The 18912-nt window shown below is 66.8% G+C and carries 29 protein-coding genes; all 29 read right to left on the minus strand.

Annotated elements, in window-relative coordinates:
* Nucleotides 1–23: 23 nt before the first annotated feature.
* Complete coding sequence (infA, locus tag C3481_RS13925; protein WP_017201569.1) at nucleotides 24–245, minus strand: translation initiation factor IF-1; 222 nt, start codon at nucleotides 243–245, stop codon at nucleotides 24–26.
* Between the two features lie 156 nt (nucleotides 246–401).
* A complete protein-coding gene (locus C3481_RS13930) occupies nucleotides 402–1088 on the minus strand; it encodes a thioredoxin domain-containing protein (RefSeq protein ID WP_103842930.1) in 687 nt (228 codons plus the stop codon).
* A gap of 11 nt (nucleotides 1089–1099) precedes the next feature.
* Nucleotides 1100–1933, minus strand: coding sequence for a type I methionyl aminopeptidase (gene map, locus C3481_RS13935; RefSeq protein ID WP_181021946.1), 834 nt, complete (start codon nucleotides 1931–1933; stop codon nucleotides 1100–1102).
* The gene (locus tag C3481_RS13940) at nucleotides 1930–2517 is read right to left on the minus strand and encodes an adenylate kinase (RefSeq protein ID WP_023954070.1); all 588 of its coding nucleotides are present in this window, start codon (nucleotides 2515–2517) and stop codon (nucleotides 1930–1932) included. The genes map and C3481_RS13940 overlap by 4 nt, the downstream gene beginning before the upstream one ends.
* Entirely contained in the window at nucleotides 2514–3839 is a 1326-nt protein-coding gene (gene secY / locus C3481_RS13945) for a preprotein translocase subunit SecY (protein ID WP_023954067.1), read from the minus strand. The genes C3481_RS13940 and secY overlap by 4 nt, the downstream gene beginning before the upstream one ends.
* Nucleotides 3840–3970: 131 nt before the next feature.
* Entirely contained in the window at nucleotides 3971–4462 is a 492-nt protein-coding gene (rplO, locus tag C3481_RS13950) for a 50S ribosomal protein L15 (RefSeq protein ID WP_023954063.1), read from the minus strand.
* The gene (rpmD, locus tag C3481_RS16585; RefSeq protein WP_023954062.1) at nucleotides 4462–4647 is read right to left on the minus strand and encodes a 50S ribosomal protein L30; all 186 of its coding nucleotides are present in this window, start codon (nucleotides 4645–4647) and stop codon (nucleotides 4462–4464) included. The genes rplO and rpmD overlap by 1 nt, the downstream gene beginning before the upstream one ends.
* Nucleotides 4647–5345 (minus strand): 30S ribosomal protein S5, encoded by a 699-nt coding sequence (gene rpsE / locus C3481_RS13955; RefSeq protein WP_023954060.1) that lies wholly within the window; start codon nucleotides 5343–5345, stop codon nucleotides 4647–4649. Before rpsE ends, rpmD begins: the two co-directional genes overlap by 1 nt.
* Complete coding sequence (gene rplR, locus C3481_RS13960) at nucleotides 5342–5701, minus strand: 50S ribosomal protein L18 (RefSeq protein WP_023954058.1); 360 nt, start codon at nucleotides 5699–5701, stop codon at nucleotides 5342–5344. The genes rpsE and rplR overlap by 4 nt, the downstream gene beginning before the upstream one ends.
* 2 nt (nucleotides 5702–5703) lie before the next feature.
* Nucleotides 5704–6240, minus strand: a complete 537-nt coding sequence (rplF, locus tag C3481_RS13965; RefSeq protein WP_023954056.1) for a 50S ribosomal protein L6 — start codon at nucleotides 6238–6240, stop codon at nucleotides 5704–5706.
* A 4-nt stretch (nucleotides 6241–6244) separates the two neighbouring features.
* The gene (gene rpsH / locus C3481_RS13970) at nucleotides 6245–6643 is read right to left on the minus strand and encodes a 30S ribosomal protein S8 (RefSeq protein WP_023954054.1); all 399 of its coding nucleotides are present in this window, start codon (nucleotides 6641–6643) and stop codon (nucleotides 6245–6247) included.
* Nucleotides 6644–6776: 133 nt separating this feature from the next.
* Nucleotides 6777–7367: a 50S ribosomal protein L5 gene (gene rplE / locus C3481_RS13975; RefSeq protein WP_023954052.1), complete on the minus strand. Its 591-nt coding sequence runs from the start codon at nucleotides 7365–7367 to the stop codon at nucleotides 6777–6779.
* Between the two features lie 2 nt (nucleotides 7368–7369).
* Nucleotides 7370–7729 (minus strand): 50S ribosomal protein L24, encoded by a 360-nt coding sequence (rplX, locus tag C3481_RS13980; protein ID WP_023954051.1) that lies wholly within the window; start codon nucleotides 7727–7729, stop codon nucleotides 7370–7372.
* A 2-nt stretch (nucleotides 7730–7731) separates the two neighbouring features.
* Nucleotides 7732–8100, minus strand: coding sequence for a 50S ribosomal protein L14 (rplN, locus tag C3481_RS13985; protein ID WP_023954050.1), 369 nt, complete (start codon nucleotides 8098–8100; stop codon nucleotides 7732–7734).
* Nucleotides 8101–8104: 4 nt separating this feature from the next.
* Nucleotides 8105–8434 carry a 30S ribosomal protein S17 gene (gene rpsQ, locus C3481_RS13990; RefSeq protein ID WP_023954049.1) on the minus strand — a complete coding sequence of 110 codons (330 nt, stop codon included), beginning with the start codon at nucleotides 8432–8434 and terminating at the stop codon, nucleotides 8105–8107.
* The gene (gene rpmC, locus C3481_RS13995; protein ID WP_023954048.1) at nucleotides 8434–8742 is read right to left on the minus strand and encodes a 50S ribosomal protein L29; all 309 of its coding nucleotides are present in this window, start codon (nucleotides 8740–8742) and stop codon (nucleotides 8434–8436) included. The genes rpsQ and rpmC overlap by 1 nt, the downstream gene beginning before the upstream one ends.
* Nucleotides 8742–9161: a 50S ribosomal protein L16 gene (rplP, locus tag C3481_RS14000; RefSeq protein WP_023954047.1), complete on the minus strand. Its 420-nt coding sequence runs from the start codon at nucleotides 9159–9161 to the stop codon at nucleotides 8742–8744. The genes rpmC and rplP overlap by 1 nt, the downstream gene beginning before the upstream one ends.
* Complete coding sequence (rpsC, locus tag C3481_RS14005) at nucleotides 9161–9919, minus strand: 30S ribosomal protein S3 (RefSeq protein WP_023954045.1); 759 nt, start codon at nucleotides 9917–9919, stop codon at nucleotides 9161–9163. Before rpsC ends, rplP begins: the two co-directional genes overlap by 1 nt.
* Nucleotides 9919–10317 carry a 50S ribosomal protein L22 gene (gene rplV, locus C3481_RS14010; protein WP_036304774.1) on the minus strand — a complete coding sequence of 133 codons (399 nt, stop codon included), beginning with the start codon at nucleotides 10315–10317 and terminating at the stop codon, nucleotides 9919–9921. Before rplV ends, rpsC begins: the two co-directional genes overlap by 1 nt.
* 38 nt (nucleotides 10318–10355) lie before the next feature.
* Nucleotides 10356–10637, minus strand: a complete 282-nt coding sequence (rpsS, locus tag C3481_RS14015; protein WP_023954043.1) for a 30S ribosomal protein S19 — start codon at nucleotides 10635–10637, stop codon at nucleotides 10356–10358.
* 12 nt (nucleotides 10638–10649) lie between these two features.
* Nucleotides 10650–11489, minus strand: coding sequence for a 50S ribosomal protein L2 (gene rplB / locus C3481_RS14020; RefSeq protein ID WP_023954042.1), 840 nt, complete (start codon nucleotides 11487–11489; stop codon nucleotides 10650–10652).
* A gap of 24 nt (nucleotides 11490–11513) precedes the next feature.
* Nucleotides 11514–11813 carry a 50S ribosomal protein L23 gene (gene rplW / locus C3481_RS14025; protein ID WP_023954040.1) on the minus strand — a complete coding sequence of 100 codons (300 nt, stop codon included), beginning with the start codon at nucleotides 11811–11813 and terminating at the stop codon, nucleotides 11514–11516.
* Nucleotides 11810–12472 (minus strand): 50S ribosomal protein L4, encoded by a 663-nt coding sequence (gene rplD, locus C3481_RS14030; RefSeq protein ID WP_023954038.1) that lies wholly within the window; start codon nucleotides 12470–12472, stop codon nucleotides 11810–11812. The genes rplW and rplD overlap by 4 nt, the downstream gene beginning before the upstream one ends.
* Before the next feature lie 2 nt (nucleotides 12473–12474).
* Nucleotides 12475–13134: a 50S ribosomal protein L3 gene (gene rplC, locus C3481_RS14035; protein ID WP_023954036.1), complete on the minus strand. Its 660-nt coding sequence runs from the start codon at nucleotides 13132–13134 to the stop codon at nucleotides 12475–12477.
* Between the two features lie 8 nt (nucleotides 13135–13142).
* The gene (rpsJ, locus tag C3481_RS14040) at nucleotides 13143–13451 is read right to left on the minus strand and encodes a 30S ribosomal protein S10 (RefSeq protein ID WP_017201594.1); all 309 of its coding nucleotides are present in this window, start codon (nucleotides 13449–13451) and stop codon (nucleotides 13143–13145) included.
* A gap of 478 nt (nucleotides 13452–13929) precedes the next feature.
* Complete coding sequence (locus C3481_RS14045) at nucleotides 13930–14886, minus strand: hypothetical protein (RefSeq protein WP_103842932.1); 957 nt, start codon at nucleotides 14884–14886, stop codon at nucleotides 13930–13932.
* Nucleotides 14887–15064: 178 nt separating this feature from the next.
* Nucleotides 15065–15280 carry an Rv0909 family putative TA system antitoxin gene (locus C3481_RS14050; protein WP_023954031.1) on the minus strand — a complete coding sequence of 72 codons (216 nt, stop codon included), beginning with the start codon at nucleotides 15278–15280 and terminating at the stop codon, nucleotides 15065–15067.
* 139 nt (nucleotides 15281–15419) lie between these two features.
* Entirely contained in the window at nucleotides 15420–16613 is a 1194-nt protein-coding gene (gene tuf, locus C3481_RS14055) for an elongation factor Tu (RefSeq protein WP_023954029.1), read from the minus strand.
* A 144-nt stretch (nucleotides 16614–16757) separates the two neighbouring features.
* The gene (gene fusA, locus C3481_RS14060) at nucleotides 16758–18872 is read right to left on the minus strand and encodes an elongation factor G (protein WP_064955471.1); all 2115 of its coding nucleotides are present in this window, start codon (nucleotides 18870–18872) and stop codon (nucleotides 16758–16760) included.
* Nucleotides 18873–18912: the final 40 nt, after the last annotated feature.

Raw genomic sequence — 18912 nt, forward strand, 5'->3', positions numbered from 1 at the left:
TTCTCGACCGGCGTGCGCTGGGCTCAGCGGTAGCGGTAGACGATGCGGCCGCGCGTCAGGTCGTAGGGGCTGAGCTCCACGACCACACGGTCTTCGGGGATGATGCGGATGTAGTTCTGCCGCATCTTGCCCGAGATCGTTGCGAGGACCTTGTGTCCGTTGCTCAGCTCGACGCGGAACATCGCGTTGGGCAGAGCCTCGGAGATCACGCCCTCGATCTCGATGACACCGTCTTTCTTCGCCATACGCTCGCTTACAGTTGTGCAGGCCGGTCGGTCTGCGTTGGATGGGATTTTCGGTGACACGCCAAGAGAGGCGCAACGCACCAAAGAGCAAGCATACGCGCTACCGCACGCTCCGGCAACTCGCCGTATCTCGCACGGCGCGTCGCCCGCCCCCGCTCAGTTGAAGAGCGTGGCGAACGAGCCGCGTGCCGGGATGGTGCTGTTCGAGATCGTCTCGCCGTTGACCGCGATCGTCGGCGTTCCGACACGGGTTGCGCCGGGCTGGATCGGCGTCTCCTTGGTCTTCGCGGTGACGAACGAGGCGTAGGTGCGATCCGTGACGCACGAGTCGATGCCGGTCACGCCGGCGTCCGAGGCGATCTGGAGGATCTGATCGTCGGTCAGACCCGTCGACTGCTCGGCGGGCTGCTGCTCGAACATCGCCTGCATGAACGGCACCGCCGCATCGGGGTCCGCCTCCGCGACGCAGTACATCGCATTGGCCGAACGCGTCGAGTACTCGGTGCCCTGCGACGCACGGTCGAGGATCGAGATCGGGTGGATGTTGAGGGTGATCGTGCCGTCGCCCACGAGGTCGAGGATCTCGGGACCGTACGTCGTCTCGAACTGGCCGCAGATCGGGCACATGAAGTCGATGTACGTGTCGAGGGTCTGCGATCCCTCACCGACCACGACGGCGCCGGTCTCCTGGTTGATGCCGGATCCCGTCGGCGGGGTGCCCGGGTCGGTCGCGCTGTTGTTCATCCACACGACCAGCGCGACGATGAGAGCCACGACGACCACCACGGCCGTCGACACCCAGATCGCGAACCAGTTGGTCTTACCCGTCGCCGCAGCAGCCATCACTTCTCTCCTCAGCCGATTTCCGTCGGCACGATTCCATACGGGGCGAGCCCCGCGGCGCCACCGTCGGGCGCCGTGAGAACCCAGATGCCCCCATCATGCACCGCGACGCTATGTTCCCAATGGGAGCCGTCCGAGCCGTCGATCGTCGACACGGTCCAGTCGTCGTCCTCGGTGAAGGTCTCCTCCGAGCCGGCGACGACCATGGGCTCGATCGCGAGGACGAGACCCGGCTTCACCTCGGGCCCGAGATCGGCGACGCGGTAGTTGAACACCGACGGCGCCTCGTGCATCTTGCGTCCGATGCCGTGCCCGACGTAGTCGCGCAAGATGCCGTAGCCCTCACCGGACGACTCGATGGAGGTCTGGATCGCGTCGCCGATCTCGCCGATGCGCTTCGCGTTCGCCATCGCGGCGATGCCCGCCCACAGCGACTCCTCTGTGACCTGCGACAGCCGCTCCCGCGCGGCGACCAGCTCCGGCCGGTCCGGGTCGGGGATGACGATCGTGAACGCGGAGTCGCCGTTCCAGCCGCGGAACTGCGCCCCGGCGTCGATCGACAGGATGTCTCCGGGCTCGAGCGGGCGCGCGCCCGGGATCCCGTGCACGACCTGCTCGTTCACCGACGCGCACACCGTATGGCGATACCCGCGCACGAGCTGGAAGTTCGACTCCGCGCCGCGCGAGCGGATCACGTCGGCCGCGATGGCGTCGAGCTCGAGCGTGGTCACGCCGGGCGCGACGTGCTCGCGCACCGCCTGCAGCGCAGCGGCCGTGATCAGGCCCGGCTCGACCATCGCCTGCAACTGAGCGGGCGACTTGTAGATGGAGCGGCGGCCGATCACGCCGTGATGCCGCGGGCGGTCAGCGCCGCGGTGATCCGCTCGGTGATCTCGTCGAGCGAGCCGACGCCGTCGATCTGGTCGACGATGCCGCGCTCGCGGAACACGTCGAGGATCGGCGCGGTCTCGTTCTCGTAGATCGAGAGTCGCTTGGCGATGGACTCCTCGTTGTCGTCATCGCGGCCCTGCTCCGCGGCGCGCTTGGACAGCCGCGCGATCGACTCCTCTCGGGGCACGACGAGCTCGATGACACCCGTCAGCTCCTCACCGCGGCCACCCAGGAACGCGTCGAGGTCGGCCACCTGCGCGAGGTTCCGGGGGTAACCGTCGAGCAGGAACCCGCCGGCGGCGTCATCCTGCGCGAGCCGGTCGCGCACGATCGCGCTCGTCAGCTCGTCGGGCACCAGGTCGCCGGCGTCGATGATCGCCTTGACCTGCTGTCCGAGCTCGGTGCCCTCTTTGACGTTCGCCCGGAAGACGTCGCCCGTCGAGACGGCGGGGACACCGAGCGCTTCGGCGATGCGCACTCCCTGAGTGCCCTTGCCCGAGCCCTGCGGCCCGACGATCAGGAGACGTGCAGCCGTCATCGCAGCAACCCTTCGTAGTGACGCTGCTGGAGCTGCGCGTCGATCTGCTTCACCGTCTCGAGACCGACGCCCACGATGATGAGGATCGATGCGCCGCCGAACGGGAAGTTCTGGTTCGCACCGACCGTCGCGAGCGCGATCAGCGGGAGCAGGGCGATGAGACCCAGGTAGATCGAGCCGGGAGCGGTGATGCGGGTGAGGACGTAGTCGAGGTACTCCGCCGTGGGCCGGCCGGCACGGATGCCGGGGATGAAGCCGCCGTACTTCTTCATGTTGTCGGCGACGTCGACCGGGTTGAACGTGATCGCGACGTAGAAGTACGTGAATCCGATGATCAGCAGGAAGTACACCGCCATGTAGAGCGGGTGGTCGCCGGTCGTGAAGTACTGCTGGATCCACGCGACCCAGCCGGGCACGTTGCCGTCGGCATCCGGGTTCTGGTTGAACTGCGCGATGAGCGCCGGGATGTACAGCAGTGACGAGGCGAAGATGACCGGGACGACACCGGCCATGTTGACCTTGATCGGGATATACGTGTTCGTGCCGCCGTACGTGCGACGTCCCACCATCCGCTTGGCGTACTGGACGGGGATCCGCCGCTGCGACTGCTCGACGAAGACGACGAGAGCCACGACGACGATGCCGACGGCCAGCACGAGGAGGAAGACCTCGAAGCCGCGGGCGACCGCGATCGACCACAGTGCCGCCGGGAACGTCGCCGCGATCGAGGTGAAGATGAGGATCGACATGCCGTTGCCGACGCCGCGCTCGGTGACGAGCTCGGCGAACCACATGATGAGGCCCGTGCCGGCGGTCATCGTGATGATCATGAGGAGCTGGGCGTACCAGGCCTCCGAGGTCACCAGCTGCGCGCACTCGGGGACCCCGGTCACCGGGATCAGCTGACCCGAGCGTGCGACCGTCACGAGCGTCGTGGACTGCAGCAGAGCCAGCGCGATGGTGAGGTAGCGGGTGTACTGCGTGAGCTTCGCCTGGCCCGACTGGCCCTCCTTGTAGAGGGTCTCGAAGTGAGGGATGACAACGCGCAGCAACTGCACGATGATCGTCGCGGTGATGTAGGGCATCACGCCGAGCGCGAAGATCGACAGCTGCAGCAGCGCACCGCCCGAGAACAGGTTCACGAGCGAGAGCAGGCCCTGGGCGGTCCCGCTCTGATCGAGACAACTCTGCACGTTCGGGAAGTTCACGAACGGCGTCGGCACGTGCGCGCCCAGGCGGTAGATGGCGATGATCGCCAGGGTGAAGCCGATCTTCCGCCGGAGATCCGGAGTGCGGAAGACCCGCGCTATGGCGCTGAACAAGTGGATTCCTCCCAAGGGATGGGCGGCGTCTCGGGAAGACACCGTCAACCAGGGTATCCCAGGCCGTTCACAGGCGCGCCTCGGATACGACGAAGCGAGGGCCGGAGCGAACTCCGGCCCTCGCTGGCGAATTACTTGATGGAACCGCCGGCTGCGACGATCTTCTGCTCGGCAGAGCCCGAGACCTTGTCGACCGACACGTTCAGCGCCACCGAGATGTCGCCGGTGCCGAGCACCTTGACCTTCTCGTTCTTGCGGACGGCACCCTTGGCGACGAGGTCGCTGATGGTGACGTCGCCGCCCTGCGGGTACAGCTCCGCGAGCTTGTCCAGGTTCACGACCTGGTACTCGACGCGGAACGGGTTCTTGAACCCGCGCAGCTTGGGGGTGCGCATGTGGAGCGGCATCTGGCCACCCTCGAAGCCCACCTTGACCTGGTAGCGAGCCTTCGTACCCTTGGTACCGCGGCCCGCCGTCTTGCCCTTGGAGCCCTCACCGCGACCGACACGGGTCTTCGCGGTGTTGGACCCGGGGACCGGACGCAGGTGGTGCACCTTCAGCACACCGGGGCGAGCGGCCGTGGTCTCGGCCTTCGCCTTCTTGTCGTCCTTCTTCTCAGCCATCAGTCGATCTCCTCAACCTTCACGAGGTGCGCGACGGTCTTGACGTATCCGCGCGTCTGCGCGTCGTCCGGACGGACGACCGAGTCGCCGATCCGCTTGAGACCCAGCGAACGCAGCGTGTCGCGCTGGTTCTGCTTCTCGCTCACCTTGGACTTGACCTGGGTGACCTTCAGTCGAGCGGCCATCAGGCACCTACCTTCTGTGCGGCGTTCGCCTCGGCCTCAGCGCGCACGAGACGAGCCGGTGCGACCTGGTCGAAGTCCAGGCCACGGCGTGCGGCGACCGCACGGGGCTCCTCGAGCTGCTTCAGTGCCTCGACGGTCGCGTGCACGATGTTGATCGTGTTCGACGAGCCGAGCGACTTCGACAGGACGTCGTGGATACCGGCGCACTCGAGCACGGCGCGGACGGGACCACCGGCGATAACACCGGTACCGGCGGCGGCGGGGCGCAGGAGCACCACGCCGGCGGCTGCCTCACCCTGCACGGGGTGCGGGATGGTCGAGCCGGTGCGGGGAACGCGGAAGAAGTTGCGCTTGGCCTCTTCGACACCCTTCGAGATGGCGAGGGGGACCTCACGCGCCTTGCCGTAGCCGACGCCCACCAGACCGTTGCCGTCGCCGACGACGACGAGAGCGGTGAAGCTGAAGCGACGACCACCCTTGACGACCTTCGAGACGCGGTTGATGGTGACGACGCGCTCCAGGAACTGGCTCTTGTCGGCGTCGCGCGAACCGCGGTCGCGGTTGTTGCTGCGCTCGCGGCTGCCGCGGCGGGGCTCGCGGGCCTCGCGCTCGACGGGAGCGGTGCCGGCGGCCTGCTCGGTCGTAGCCTGTTCGGTCACAGGGTTCTCTCCGTTGTTGTTGGTCACTGCATCGCTCACAGGTTCAGACCTCCCTCGCGAGCGCCTTCGGCGATCGCTGCGACACGGCCCGCGTAGCGGTTGCCACCGCGGTCGAACACGACGTCTGCGACGCCGGCGGCCTTGGCACGCTCGGCGACGAGCTCGCCGACCTTGCGGGCCTTGGCGGTCTTGTCACCGTCGAACGTGCGCAGGTCGGCCTCGAGGGTCGACGCCGAAGCCACGGTGTGGCCCTTGGCGTCGTCGACGAGCTGCACGAAGACGTGGCGGGCCGAGCGGGTCACGACCAGGCGCGGCCGGGCCTCGGTGCCCACGATCTTCTTGCGAAGGCGGGCGTGACGACGCGCACGCGCGTCGGACTTGCTCTTCACAGCCATGCTTACTTACCAGCCTTTCCGGCCTTGCGGCGGACGACCTCGCCCGCGTACCGCACACCCTTGCCCTTGTAGGGCTCGGGCTTGCGGATCTTGCGGATGTTGGCCGCGGTCTCGCCGACCGCCTGCTTGTCGATGCCGCTGACCGTGAGCTTGTTGTTGCCTTCGACGGTCAGGGTGATGCCGGCGGGCGCCTCGACGGTGACGGGGTGCGAGAAGCCGAGAGCGAACTCGACGGACGAGCCCTTCTGAGCGACGCGGTAACCGGTTCCGACGACCTCGAGACCCTTGGTGTAGCCCTGGGTCACGCCGATGATGTTGTTGTTGATCAGGGTGCGGGTCAGGCCGTGCAGGGCACGCGACTCGCGCTCGTCGTCCGGACGGGTGACGAGAACCTGGTTCTCCTCGACCTTGGCCTCGATGGGCTTGGCGACCGTCAGTCGCAGCTCGCCCTTGGGGCCCTTGACGAGGACGTCCTGTCCGGTGACCTCGACGGTCACACCGGCAGGGATGTCAATGGGAAGACGTCCAATACGCGACATCAGATCACCACACGTAGGCGAGGACTTCCCCGCCGACGCCCTTCGACTCGGCCTGGCGGTCCGTGAGGAGGCCAGAGGAGGTGGACAGGATCGCGACGCCCAGGCCACCGAGGACCGTGGGCAGCTCGGTCGACTTCGCGTACACGCGGAGACCGGGCTTGGAGACGCGCTTGATGCCGGCGATCGACCGCTCGCGGTTGGGGCCGTACTTCAGCGTCATGGTGAGGGTCTGGCCGACGCGGGCATCGGTGACCTCCCAGCTGGAGATGTAGCCCTCCTGCTTGAGGATCTCGGCGATGTTGGTCTTGAGCTTCGAGCTCGGGAGCGACACGGAGTCGTGGTGCGCCGAGTTCGCGTTGCGCAGACGGGTCAGCATATCTGCGACCGGGTCTGTCATCGTCATAGGTTTGTTCCTTCGATCATGAGGTTTCGACTGCCGTTACACGACAGGCGACCTTCGATGAATGTCCATATTCAGTTGTGCAGTCGTTCGGCCCCGGAGCATGCCCCGAGGCCGAACGATCGATTGTACCGGATTACGCCTGAGCGTCGTCCGACTTGAACGGGAAGCCCAGCTGGCGGAGCAGCGAGCGTCCCTCGTCATCCGTCTTCGCCGTGGTGACGATCGTGATGTCGAAACCGCGGACGCGGTCGATCCGGTCCTGGTTGATCTCGTGGAAGACCGCCTGCTCCTGCAGACCGAAGGTGTAGTTGCCGTGACCGTCGAACTGCTTGGGCGACAGACCGCGGAAGTCGCGGATGCGGGGCAGCGCGAGGTTCACGAGACGGTCGATGAACTCCCACGCACGGTCACCGCGGAGGGTGACGTGCGCGCCGATGGCCTGGCCCTCGCGCAGCTTGAACTGCGCGATGGACTTGCGGGCCTTCGTGACGATCGGCTTCTGACCCGTGATCTTCGTCAGGTCGTCCACGGCGCCGTCGATCACCTTGCTGTCGCGAGCTGCCTCGCCGACACCGGTGTTCACGACGACCTTCACGAGACCGGGGATCTGCATGACGTTGGCGTAGCCGAACTCGTCCTGCAGAGCCTTCTTGATCTCGCTCTGGTACTTCTGCTTCAGGCGGGGCTGGATCTTGCCAGCCGCCGCGGCAGTGGTGCTGCTCATATTCAGAGGTCCTTGCCGCTCTTCTTCGCGTAACGCACGCGGACGGTGCGCTTCACGCCGTCCTTCGTCTTCTCCTCGACGCGGTGACCGACGCGGGTCGGCTTCTTCGTCTCGGGGTCCACGAGCTGGACGTTCGAGATGTGGATGGGGGCCTCGATGGTCTCGATGCCACCCGTCTTGGTGCCACGCTGCGTCTGGCCGACGCGGGTGTGCTTGGTGGCGTAGTTGACGCCCTCGACGATGACGCGGTTCTGCTCGACGAGGACCTCGAGGACCTTGCCCTGCTTGCCACGGTCGCCGCCGCGCTCGGGCTTGGCGCCCGTGATGACCTGAACCAGGTCACCCTTCTTGATGTTCGCCATGATCAGATGACCTCCGGGGCGAGCGAGACGATCTTCATGAACTTCTTGTCGCGAAGCTCACGACCGACCGGTCCGAAGATGCGGGTGCCGCGGGGCTCCCCGTCGTTCTTCAGGATGACGGCGGCGTTCTCGTCGAACTTGATGTACGAGCCGTCGGGACGGCGCGTCTGCTTGACGGTGCGGACGATGACGGCCTTGACGACATCACCCTTCTTGACGTTGCCACCGGGGATCGCGTCCTTGACGGTGGCGACGATGATGTCGCCCAGTCCGGCGTACCGGCGGGCGGAGCCGCCGAGCACGCGGATGGTGAGCAGCTCCTTGGCGCCGGTGTTGTCGGCGACCTTGAGGCGGGATTCGGTCTGAATCATGAGATCACTTCGCCTTCTCGAGGACCTCGACCAGACGCCAGCGCTTGGTGGCGCTCAGCGGGCGAGTCTCGTTGATGAGGACGAGGTCGCCGATGCCGGCGGTGTTGGCCTCGTCGTGGGCCTTGACCTTCGACGTGCGGCGGATGACCTTGCCGTAGAGCGGGTGCTTCACGCGGTCCTCGACCTCGACGACGATCGTCTTGTCCATCTTGTCGCTCACGACGTAGCCGCGACGAGCCTTGCGGTAACCGCGGGCCTGCGGGTCGCGGACGTCGTGCTCGCCGTGCTCGTGGCCCTCGGCGACAGCCTCAGCGGCGTTCTTGTCGGTAGCCATTACTCGGTCTCTTCCTTCGCGGCCTCGGTGGCGTCATCCGCCTTCTTGGCCTTGGTCTTCTTCGCCTTCGGCGCCTCCGCGACGGGCGTGGCACGGATGCCGAGCTCGCGCTCGCGGATCACCGTGTAGAGCCGCGCGATGTCGCGCTTGACCGCACGGATGCGGCCGTGGCTCTCGAGCTGGCCGGTGGCCGACTGGAAGCGCAGGTTGAACAGCTCTTCCTTGGCCTTGCGCAGCTCCTCGACGAGGCGCTGGTCTTCGAACGTGTCGAGCTCGCTCGGGGCGAGCGTCTTGGTGCCGACAGCCATTACGCGTCGCCCTCCTCGCGCTTGATGATGCGTGCCTTCAGCGGCAGCTTGTGAATGGCACGGGTCAGGGCCTCGCGAGCGAGCTCCTCGTTGACTCCGGCGACCTCGAAGAGGACGCGACCCGGCTTGACGTTGGCGACCCACCACTCCGGCGAGCCCTTACCCGAACCCATGCGGGTTTCGGCGGGCTTCTTGGTGAGCGGACGGTCGGGGTAGACGTTGATCCACACCTTGCCGCCACGCTTGATGTGACGCGTCATGGCGATACGAGCGGACTCGATCTGACGGTTGGTCACGTAAGCGGGCGTGAGTGCCTGGATGCCGAACTCGCCGAAGGAGACCTTCGTGCCGCCGGTGGCCTGGCCATCGCGCTTGGGGTGGTGCTGCTTGCGGTACTTGACCTTACGGGGGATAAGCATCAGGCCGACGCTCCTTCTGCCACGGGGGCCTCGTTGCGGGGACCGCGACGGCGGTCACCGCGGTCGTCGCGACCGCGCGAGGTCTTCGGCGCGTTGGCCTGCTCGCGAGCGAGCTCCTTGGCCGTCAGGTCGCCCTTGTAGATCCAGACCTTCACACCGATGCGGCCGAAGGTGGTCTTGGCCTCGTAGAAGCCGTAGTCGATGTTCGCGCGGAGCGTGTGCAGGGGCACGCGGCCCTCGCGGTAGAACTCCGAGCGGCTCATCTCCGCGCCGCCGAGGCGGCCCGAGACCTGGATCCGGATGCCCTTGGCGCCGGCGCGCTGAGCGCCCTGCAGACCCTTGCGCATCGCGCGGCGGAACGCCACACGAGCCGAGAGCTGCTCGGCGATGCCCTGCGCGACGAGCTGGGCGTCGGCCTCGGGGTTCTTGACCTCGAGGATGTTGAGCTGGATCTGCTTGCCGGTGAGCTTCTCGAGGTCGGCGCGGATGCGCTCGGCCTCGGCGCCGCGGCGACCGATCACGATGCCCGGGCGGGCGGTGTGGATGTCGACGCGGACGCGGTCACGGGTGCGCTCGATCTCGATGTTGCTGACACCGGCGCGGTCGAGCGACGTGGTCAGCAGACGGCGGATCTTGATGTCCTCGGCGACGTAGTCGGCGTAACGCTGGCCCGGCTTGGTCGAGTCCGAGAACCAACGCGACACGTGGTCCGTGGTGATGCCGAGGCGGAAGCCGTACGGGTTGACTTTCTGTCCCATTACTTGCTCGCCTTCTTGCTCGTACCGGCGGCCGCGGCATCCGCGTTCTCCGGCGTCGACAGCACGACCGTGATGTGGCTCGTGCGCTTCTTGATCTGGAAGGCACGACCCTGGGCGCGGGGCTGGAAACGCTTGAGCGTCGTGCCCTCGTCGACGTACGCGTTCTTCACGTACAGGTCTGCATCGTCCAGGAACTCGTTGTCCTTATCGGCCTTGACGCGAGCGTTCGCGACGGCCGAGGCGACGAGCTTGTAGATCGGCTCGCTGGCGCTCTGGGGTGCGAACTTCAGGATGGCGAGTGCCTCCTGAGCCTGCTTGCCCTTGATGAGCGCGACGACACGACGAGCCTTCTGAGGGGTCACGCGGATGTGCTTCACGCGCGCGGTGGATTCCACCATGTCTCTCCTCCTCTGTCCTCTCTGGAACTGCCCCCGCGTCAGCGGCGGCGGCCCTTCTTGTCGTCCTTCACGTGGCCGCGGAAGGTGCGGGTGGGCGCGAATTCGCCCAGCTTGTGGCCGACCATGGTCTCGGACACGAACACGGGGATGTGCTTGCGTCCGTCGTGCACGGCGATCGTGTGGCCGAGCATGGCCGGGATGATCATCGAACGGCGCGACCAGGTCTTGATGACGTTCTTGGAGCCGGCTTCGTTCTGCGCGACCACCTTGCGAAGCAGGTGCTCGTCGACGAAGGGGCCCTTCTTCAGGCTGCGAGGCATCTTCCTCTACTCCTACTTGCGCTTCTTGCCGGCGTTGCGACGGCGGACGATGTACTTGTCGCTCTCCTTGTTGGGGTGGCGGGTGCGACCCTCAGCCTGGCCCCAGGGAGTGACGGGGTGACGTCCACCGGACGTCTTGCCCTCACCACCACCGTGCGGGTGGTCGACCGGGTTCATGGCGACACCACGAACCGTCGGGCGAACGCCCTTCCAGCGCTTGCGGCCGGCCTTGCCCCAGTTGATGTTCGACTGCTCGGCGTTGCCGACCTCGCCGATGGTCGCGCGGCAGCGCGCATCGACGTTGCGGATCTCGCCCGAGGGCAGACGCAGCTGGGCGTAGGGGCCGTCCTTCGCGACCAGACGCACGCTGGCGCCGGCCGAGCGCGCCATCTTCGCGCCGCCGCCGGGGCGGAGCTCGATGGCGTGGATGACCGTACCGGTCGGGATGTTGCGCAGCGGCAGGTTGTTGCCGGGCTTGATGTCGGCGCCGGCACCCGACTCGACGATGTCGCCCTGCTGGAGCTTGTTCGGGGCGATGATGTAGCGCTTCTCGCCGTCGAAGTAGTGCAGCAGCGCGATGCGCGCGGTGCGGTTGGGGTCGTACTCGATGTGAGCGACCTTGGCGTTGACGCCGTCCTTGTCGTTGCGACGGAAGTCGATCACGCGGTACTGGCGCTTGTGGCCACCACCGATGTGACGCGTCGTGATGCGGCCCTGGTTGTTACGGCCACCGGTCTTGGCGATCGGACGGAGGAGCGACTTCTCGGGCGTCGATCGGGTGATCTCGGCGAAGTCGGCCACCGACGAACCGCGGCGACCCGGGGTCGTGGGCTTGTACTTGCGAATAGCCATGTTCGTTGTCCTCTATCCCGACCGTCAGCCGACTGCCGTGAAGATGTCGATGGTGCCCGACTTCAGGGTGACGATGGCGCGCTTGGTGTCCTTGCGCTTGCCGGTGCCGAAGCGGGTGCGACGGGACTTGCCCGCGCGGTTGAGCGTGTTGACCGCTGCGACCTTGACGCCGAAGATCTTCTCGATCGCGAGCTTGATCTCGGTCTTCGACGCACGGGGGTCCACGAGGAACGTGTACTTGCCCTCGTCGATGAGCCCGTAGCTCTTCTCGGAGACGACCGGCTTCAGGATGATGTCGCGCGGGTCCTTGTTGACGGCGGTCATGCCGAGACCTCCTCGGTGGCGCCGGCCTTGGACGCGACGAACGCGTCGTAGGCGGCCTTGGTGAAGACGAGGTCGTCCGAGACGAGCACGTCGTAGGCGTTGAGCTGGTCGAACGTCAGCACGTGGACGTACGCGAGGTTGCGCACGCTCTTGACGGTGATCTCGTCACCGCGCTCGATGACCACGAGGACGTTCTTCGTGGCGCCGAGGCCGGTCAGAACCGCCGCAGCAGCCTTGGTCGAGGGCGTGCCCTCGACACCGAACGAGTCGACGATGTGCAGACGCTGGCCGCGAGCACGGTCGCTGAGCGCTCCGAGGAGTGCGGCGGCGACCATCTTCTTGGGGGTGCGCTGCGAGTAGTTGCGCGGCTTGGGGCCGTGCACGATGCCACCACCGGTCATGTGCGGCGCGCGGATCGAGCCCTGACGGGCGTTACCCGTGCCCTTCTGCTTGAAGGGCTTGCGGCCGGCGCCCGAGACCTCACCGCGACGCTTGGTCGAGTGGGTGCCCTGGCGAGCCGCCGCGAGCTGCGCGACGACGACCTGGTGGATGAGGGGAACGTTGGTCTTGACGTCGAAGAGCGCGGCGGGCAGCTCCACGGAGCCGGCCTTCTTGCCGGAAGCGCTCCGGACGTCGAGCGCGAGAGTCGAGTCAGCCATGATCAGGCACCCTTCACAGCGTTGCGGACGTAGACGATGCGGCCGCGTGCACCGGGGACGGCGCCCTTGACGAGCAGCAGACCCTTCTCGGCGTCGACGGCGTGCACCGTGAGGTTGAGGACGGTCACGCGCTCGCCACCCATGCGGCCGGCCATGCGCATGCCCTTGAAGACGCGGCTGGGCGTCGACGAGGCACCGATGGAACCGGGCTTGCGGTGGTTGCGGTGCGCACCGTGCGAGGCCGAGACGCCCTTGAAGTTGTGGCGCTTCATGACACCCGCGGTGCCCTTGCCCTTGCTGGTGCCGACGACGTCGACCAGCTGGCCGGCCTCGAACGTGTCACCGGCGGTGAGCTCCTGACCGAGTGAGTAGTCAGCGGCATCCGCCGTGCGCACCTCGGTGAGGTGGCGACGCGGGGTCACGCCGGCGGCCTCGAAGTGGGCCGTGAGGGGCTTGTTGACCTTGCGGGGGTCGATCTGGCCGGCAGCGATCTGAACGGCCGAGTAGCCGTCCTTCTCGGGCGTACGGACCTGGGTGACCACGTTCGGCGCGATCTCGATGACCGTGACGGGGACGAGCTTGCCCTGCTCGTTCCAGACCTGGGTCATGCCGAGCTTGGTGCCGAGGAGGCCCTTGGAAACCTTGGAGTTGATGTCAGCCATGTCGAACCTCAGAGCTTGATCTCGATGTTGACGTCGGCCGGGAGGTCGAGTCGCATGAGCGAGTCGACAGCCTTGGGCGTCGGGTCGACGATGTCGATCAGACGCTTGTGGGTGCGCATCTCGAAGTGCTCGCGGCTGTCCTTGTACTTGTGGGGCGACCGGATGACGCACACGACGTTCTTCTCGGTCGGCAGCGGCACGGGTCCGACGACAGTCGCGCCCGCACGGGTCACGGTGTCGACGATCTTGCGTGCCGAGGTGTCGATGACCTCGTGGTCGTACGACTTCAGGCGAATGCGGATCTTCTGTCCCGCCATTTGTCTGCTCACTCTCTTTATCGCGTCTTACGTCTCGCTGGTCGCGAGCGCATTGGACGCCCGGTGGCGCGGTCTGCGCCGGGCACTTCTCACCGCCGGGGCGGTGATGCTGCACCACTGTTCTGATGTCAAACCCGCGGGTCTCCCCGCGGTTCCGCACCGTGCGCGCACGCGCGCATCCTGTCTCCAGGTCGGTGTGGGGTTCGATGTTCATCTGCCCGCGGCCTAGGACTCTGCGCTGCGCGCCGCCTATGCACTCTCGTGACAGTGATCCGGGATGCTGGGCACCCATCGGAATGTGGAACCTGAATAGTCTACGTGCCGCCCGGGCGTGTCGCAAACCCGGGCGTGTCGCGATATCCGCGTCGCGCCGCGTGCCGTGAGGGCGGGCCCGCCGAACGCGTACCCTCCCCGCGGCCACGCACCTTCTATGGTGCACCCTCGCGTCGATGGTGCGCTCTCACGGGACGATTGCGACTCAGCGCAGCAGGCCGTGCGAGCGGAGGAACGCGGCGAATGACGGGCGCGACGCGAGGCGCTCCCAGCCCCAGCGCACCGGGGTCCAGCCGGTCGCCGCGACGATGCGGCTCTCGCGCTCGCGCTGGGCGCGCAGCACGTCGCGCGGCGAACGGCCCGCGACGAGAGCGGGATCGAGGTACTTGCCGTCGCCGTCGAACTCGCCGAAGCGCCGCAACCGCGGCCACGCGAAGTCGAGGAACGCCCACCGCCCGCCACCGAGCGCGACAGGATGCTGCAACACCGGTTCCGCGGCGCCGAGCTGCCGCATCCACAGGCGGCTGATGCTCTCCCCCGGCAGCTGCGCCCGGCCGTCGGCGATCGAGGCGACCAAGCGCGCACGACGGATGCCGCGGGCCCCGGGCGACTGCTCGATGCGGGCGGTCACGTCAGTGGCGAGCGCCGCGGCGGCGGCACGGTCGTATGCGCCCTGCCGCCGCCACGCCGCCGCTCGCAGCGCCGCGTCCATCGCCGCCGTCGCGGTCTCGGCGTTCTCGACGCAGAGCACATCGAACAGCGTGCGCGCGATGCTCGTCGCCTGAAGCCCCCCGATGTGCGAGACATCGGCACCCGCGACCTCGTGCCGGTGGCGCACGACGTCGCTGCGGCTCGGCGCGGGCGCGGTCCCGAGCTCGAGGGTGTGGACCCGGCCGTCATCACCGCGATGGACGGGCAGCCCGTGGAGAGCGGCCGCGGTCGCATGCGAGAACACCGGTTCACGAATCGCCACCGCGGCGAGGGCGTGTGCGCGCAGCCGCATCCGCTCCTCCGGCCGCGCGGCGGCCCAGCGCGTCGCCGCAATGTAGACGCCCCGCCGCACGCGCACGAGCTCTCCCGCCCGGACGGCACGCTCGAGGGCCGCGGTCTCGCCGCGCACATGTGCATCGCCCCGCAGGATCAGTTCGTCGCGCTCGGTCACTCCCCCACGGTGCCCCCGGCGCCGCCCCGCATCCCCCCGCGCCCGACTCCCCGTGGACTCGCCGGCGCCCCGCTTCCCGGGGGAGGAATCCCCACCGTCAACGCGAGAACGCACCCTCTCCGCGACGACGCACCATTCACGGTGCGCTCTCGCGGAGAGGGTGCGTTCTCGGCGCGGGCTACTGGTTGCCGATGTTCTTGTCGACGTTCTCGCGGACCTCGTCGACCTTGCCGTGATGCTGCTCGGGAACGACCTTCTTCACGGCGTCCGCCGCACCCTGAAGGAATTTGTCGCTGACCTCTTCGGCCTTCTCGCTCTTGAGCGCCTCCTCGATCTTGTCTCGGTTCTGCTCGAACATCTGCTTGCCTTTGTTGATGATGTCGTCGACGCCCATGATCGTCCTTTCGTCGGGTCGATGTACCGCTATGACAGCGCGCCCGCCGCCGCGACGTCAACAGGTTGCGCAGACGCCGGAACGACGAAACCCCCCGGACCCGAAGGTCCGAGGGGTTTCGCGAAGGAAGTCGAAAGACTTACTTGATGATCTTGGTCACCGTGCCGGCGCCGACGGTGCGGCCACCCTCACGGATCGCGAAGCCGAGGCCCTCTTCCATGGCGATCGGCTGGATGAGCTCGACCGACATGTCGGTGGTGTCACCGGGCATGACCATCTCGGTGCCCTCGGGCAGCGAGATGACGCCGGTGACGTCCGTGGTGCGGAAGTAGAACTGCGGGCGGTAGTTCGTGTAGAAGGGGTTGTGACGGCCACCCTCCTCCTTCGAGAGGATGTAGGCAGTGCCCTCGAAGTTGGTGTGCGGGGTAACCGAACCCGGCTTCACGACGACCTGGCCACGCTCGACGTCGTCACGCTTGGTGCCGCGGAGGAGCAGACCACAGTTCTCGCCGGCCCAGGCCTCGTCGAGCTGCTTGTGGAACATCTCGATACCCGTGACCGTGGTCTTCTGCGTCGGGCGGATGCCGACGATCTCGACCTCGGAGTTGATGGCGAGGGTGCCGCGCTCGGCGCGGCCCGTGACGACGGTTCCACGACCGGTGATCGTGAAGACGTCCTCGACGGGCATGAGGAACGGCTTGTCCTTGTCACGCACGGGGTCGGGGATCGACTCGTCGACGGCGTCCATGAGCTCGACGATCGCGTTGACCCACTTCTCGTCGCCCTCGAGAGCCTTCAGGCCCGAGACGCGGACGACGGGAGCGTTGTCGCCGTCGAAGTCCTGCGACGAGAGGAGCTCGCGGACCTCGAGCTCGACGAGCTCCAGGATCTCCTCGTCGTCGACCATGTCCGACTTGTTGAGCGCGACCAGCAGGTAGGGAACGCCGACCTGCTTGGCGAGCAGCACGTGCTCGCGGGTCTGAGCCATCGGGCCGTCGGTGGCGGCGACCACGAGGATCGCGCCGTCCATCTGAGCGGCACCGGTGATCATGTTCTTGATGTAGTCAGCGTGACCCGGGGCGTCGACGTGAGCGTAGTGACGCTTGGGGGTCTCGTACTCGACGTGCGAGATGTTGATCGTGATACCACGCTGACGCTCTTCGGGCGCCGAGTCGATGGACGCGAAGTCACGCTGCACGTTGGTGGCCGACGGGTACTTGTCGGCGAGCACCTTCGAGATCGCCGCGGTGAGCGTCGTCTTGCCGTGGTCGACGTGACCGATGGTTCCGATGTTGACGTGCGGCTTGGTCCGCTCGAACTTGGCCTTAGCCACTGGGTCCTCCTCAGGACTGTCGTTGTAGATCTCCGGGCGCTGGATTGCGACCGGTTCTCTACGGGGATGTTTTCACTCTAGTAGAGAGGTCGATATTCAGTTTGAGTGGATGCCGGGAGCATGGGCCCCCGGCATCCCGAGGGCTTACTCGCCCTTGTTCTTCTGGACGATCTCGTCGGCCACCGCGCGCGGGACCTCGGAGTAGCTGTCGAACTCCATCGAGTAGACCGCGCGGCCCGAGGTCTTCGAACGCAGGTCGCCGATGTAGCCGAACATCTCCGACAGCGGGACGAGCGCGCGGACGATCTTGATGCCCGAGCCGTCCTCCATCGACTGGATCTGGCCACGACGCGAGTTCAGGTCGCCGATGACGTCGCCCATGTACTCCTCGGGCGTACGCACCTCGACAGCCATCAGGGGCTCGAGGATGACCGGGTTGGCCTTGCGCAGCGCCTCCTTGAAGCCCATCGAGCCGGCGATCTTGAACGCCATCTCGGACGAGTCGACGTCGTGCGACGCGCCGTCGATGAGGATCGCCTTGACACCCACGATGGGGTAGCCGGCGAGCACGCCGACGTTCATCGCGTCCTGGAAGCCCTGGTTGGTCGGCTCGATGTACTCGCGCGGGATGCGGCCACCGGTGACCTTGTTCTCGAACTCGTACGTCTTGTCGGCCGTGACCTCGAGCGGCTCGATCGCGAACTGGATCTTCGCGAACTGACCCGAACCACCGGTCTGCTTCTTGTGGGTGTAGTCGTGACGCTCGACGGCCTTGCGGATCGTCTCGCGGTACGCGACCTGCGGCTTGCCGACGTTCGCCTCGACGCGGAACTCGCGCTTCATGCGGTCGACGAGGATGTCGAGGTGCAGCTCGCCCATGCCCTTGATGACGGTCTGACCCGTCTCGGGGTTGAGCTCGGTGCGGAACGTCGGGTCCTCTTCGGCGAGCTTCTGGATGGCGACACCCAGCTTCTCCTGGTCGGCCTTGGTCTTCGGCTCGATCGCGACCTCGATGACGGGCTCGGGGAACGTCATCGACTCGAGGACGACGGGCTCGGCCGGGTCGGCGAGGGTGTCACCGGTGGTGGTGTCCTTCAGGCCGATGACGGCGTAGATGTTGCCCGCGGTGAGCGAGTCGACCGGGTTCTCCTTGTTGGCGTGCATCTGGAAGATCTTCCCGATGCGCTCCTTCTTGCCCTTGGTCGAGTTGATGACCTGCGCGCCCGAGTCGAGGTGACCCGAGTACACGCGGACGTAGGTGAGGCGACCGAAGAACGGGTGCACGGCGACCTTGAACGCCAGCGCCGCGAACGGGTCGTTGGCGTCGGGGTGACGCTCGATGATCTTCTCTTCGTCCTTCGGGTCGTGCGCCTCGATGGCGGGCACGTCGAGGGGCGAGGGGAGGAAGTCGACGACCGCGTCGAGCATGGGCTGCACGCCGCGGTTCTTGAACGCCGAGCCGCAGAGCACCGGGTACAGCTCGCCGGCGACGGTGAGCTTGCGGATGGCGCCCTTGATCTCGGCCACGGTCAGCTCTTCGCCGCCGAAGAACTTCTCAAGCAGCGCGTCGTCGGACTCGGCGACGGTCTCGAGGAGACGCTGGCGGTACTCGGCGGCCTTGTCGGCGAGGTCGGCCGGGATCTCCTGGATCTCGTACTTCGCGCCCATGGTCACGTCACCCTTGGCGTCGCCGGGCCAGACCAGCGCGCGCATCTCGACGAGGTCGATGACGCCCACGAAGTCGTTCTCGGCGCCGATCGGGAGCTGCAGCACGAGCGGCTTGGCGCCCAGGCGGCTGACGATCGTGTCGACGGTGAAGTAGAAGTCGGCGCCCAGCTTGTCCATCTTGTTGACGAAGCAGATGCGGGGCACGTCGTACTTGTCGGCCTGACGCCAGACGGTCTCGGACTGGGGCTCGACGCCCTCCTTGCCGTCGAAGACCGCCACGGCGCCGTCGAGGACGCGCAGCGAACGCTCGACCTCGACCGTGAAGTCGACGTGGCCGGGGGTGTCGATGATGTTGATCTGGTTCTTGTTCCAGAAGCAGGTCACGGCGGCAGACGTGATCGTGATGCCGCGCTCCTTCTCCTGCTCCATCCAGTCGGTGGTCGAGGCGCCGTCGTGCGTCTCGCCGAGCTTGTGGTTGACGCCCGTGTAGAACAGGATGCGCTCGGTCGTCGTCGTCTTGCCGGCATCGATGTGCGCCATGATGCCGATATTGCGGACCTTGTTGAGGTCGGTGAGCACTTCTTGTGCCACGGGCTGTTCCTTACGTTTGGTCGGGAGCGCCGGCCGGGGA

The sequence above is a fragment of the Microbacterium sp. Ru50 genome (genome assembly GCF_002920555.1).
Lineage (GTDB): Bacteria > Actinomycetota > Actinomycetes > Actinomycetales > Microbacteriaceae > Microbacterium > Microbacterium arborescens.

Bases quoted from the DNA above. Each gene is read 5' to 3' on its own strand.
- rplX (WP_023954051.1), bottom strand. From the start codon at position 7,729: ATGGCGAACATCAAGAAGGGTGACCTGGTTCAGGTCATCACGGGCGCC.
- rpmC (WP_023954048.1), bottom strand. From the start codon at position 8,742: ATGGCTGTCGGCACCAAGACGCTCGCCCCGAGCGAGCTCGACACGTTC.
- rplR (WP_023954058.1), bottom strand. From the start codon at position 5,701: ATGGCTGTGAAGAGCAAGTCCGACGCGCGTGCGCGTCGTCACGCCCGC.
- rpsQ (WP_023954049.1), bottom strand. From the start codon at position 8,434: ATGGCTACCGACAAGAACGCCGCTGAGGCTGTCGCCGAGGGCCACGAG.
- C3481_RS14050 (WP_023954031.1), bottom strand. From the start codon at position 15,280: ATGGGCGTCGACGACATCATCAACAAAGGCAAGCAGATGTTCGAGCAG.
- C3481_RS13930 (WP_103842930.1), bottom strand. From the start codon at position 1,088: ATGGCTGCTGCGGCGACGGGTAAGACCAACTGGTTCGCGATCTGGGTG.
- rplE (WP_023954052.1), bottom strand. From the start codon at position 7,367: ATGAGCAGCACCACTGCCGCGGCGGCTGGCAAGATCCAGCCCCGCCTG.
- rplB (WP_023954042.1), bottom strand. From the start codon at position 11,489: ATGGCTATTCGCAAGTACAAGCCCACGACCCCGGGTCGCCGCGGTTCG.
- rpsC (WP_023954045.1), bottom strand. From the start codon at position 9,919: ATGGGACAGAAAGTCAACCCGTACGGCTTCCGCCTCGGCATCACCACG.
- rplP (WP_023954047.1), bottom strand. From the start codon at position 9,161: ATGCTTATCCCCCGTAAGGTCAAGTACCGCAAGCAGCACCACCCCAAG.
- rpsH (WP_023954054.1), bottom strand. From the start codon at position 6,643: ATGACGATGACAGACCCGGTCGCAGATATGCTGACCCGTCTGCGCAAC.
- rplF (WP_023954056.1), bottom strand. From the start codon at position 6,240: ATGTCGCGTATTGGACGTCTTCCCATTGACATCCCTGCCGGTGTGACC.
- rpsJ (WP_017201594.1), bottom strand. From the start codon at position 13,451: ATGGCGGGACAGAAGATCCGCATTCGCCTGAAGTCGTACGACCACGAG.
- rplN (WP_023954050.1), bottom strand. From the start codon at position 8,100: ATGATTCAGACCGAATCCCGCCTCAAGGTCGCCGACAACACCGGCGCC.
- rplV (WP_036304774.1), bottom strand. From the start codon at position 10,317: ATGGTGGAATCCACCGCGCGCGTGAAGCACATCCGCGTGACCCCTCAG.
- rplO (WP_023954063.1), bottom strand. From the start codon at position 4,462: ATGGCTGAGAAGAAGGACGACAAGAAGGCGAAGGCCGAGACCACGGCC.
- rplW (WP_023954040.1), bottom strand. From the start codon at position 11,813: ATGACCGCCGTCAACAAGGACCCGCGCGACATCATCCTGAAGCCGGTC.
- infA (WP_017201569.1), bottom strand. From the start codon at position 245: ATGGCGAAGAAAGACGGTGTCATCGAGATCGAGGGCGTGATCTCCGAG.
- C3481_RS13940 (WP_023954070.1), bottom strand. From the start codon at position 2,517: ATGACGGCTGCACGTCTCCTGATCGTCGGGCCGCAGGGCTCGGGCAAG.
- rplD (WP_023954038.1), bottom strand. From the start codon at position 12,472: ATGGCTGACTCGACTCTCGCGCTCGACGTCCGGAGCGCTTCCGGCAAG.
- rpsS (WP_023954043.1), bottom strand. From the start codon at position 10,637: ATGCCTCGCAGCCTGAAGAAGGGCCCCTTCGTCGACGAGCACCTGCTT.
- rplC (WP_023954036.1), bottom strand. From the start codon at position 13,134: ATGGCTGACATCAACTCCAAGGTTTCCAAGGGCCTCCTCGGCACCAAG.
- rpmD (WP_023954062.1), bottom strand. From the start codon at position 4,647: ATGGCCGCTCGACTGAAGGTCACCCAGGTCAAGTCCAAGGTGAGCGAG.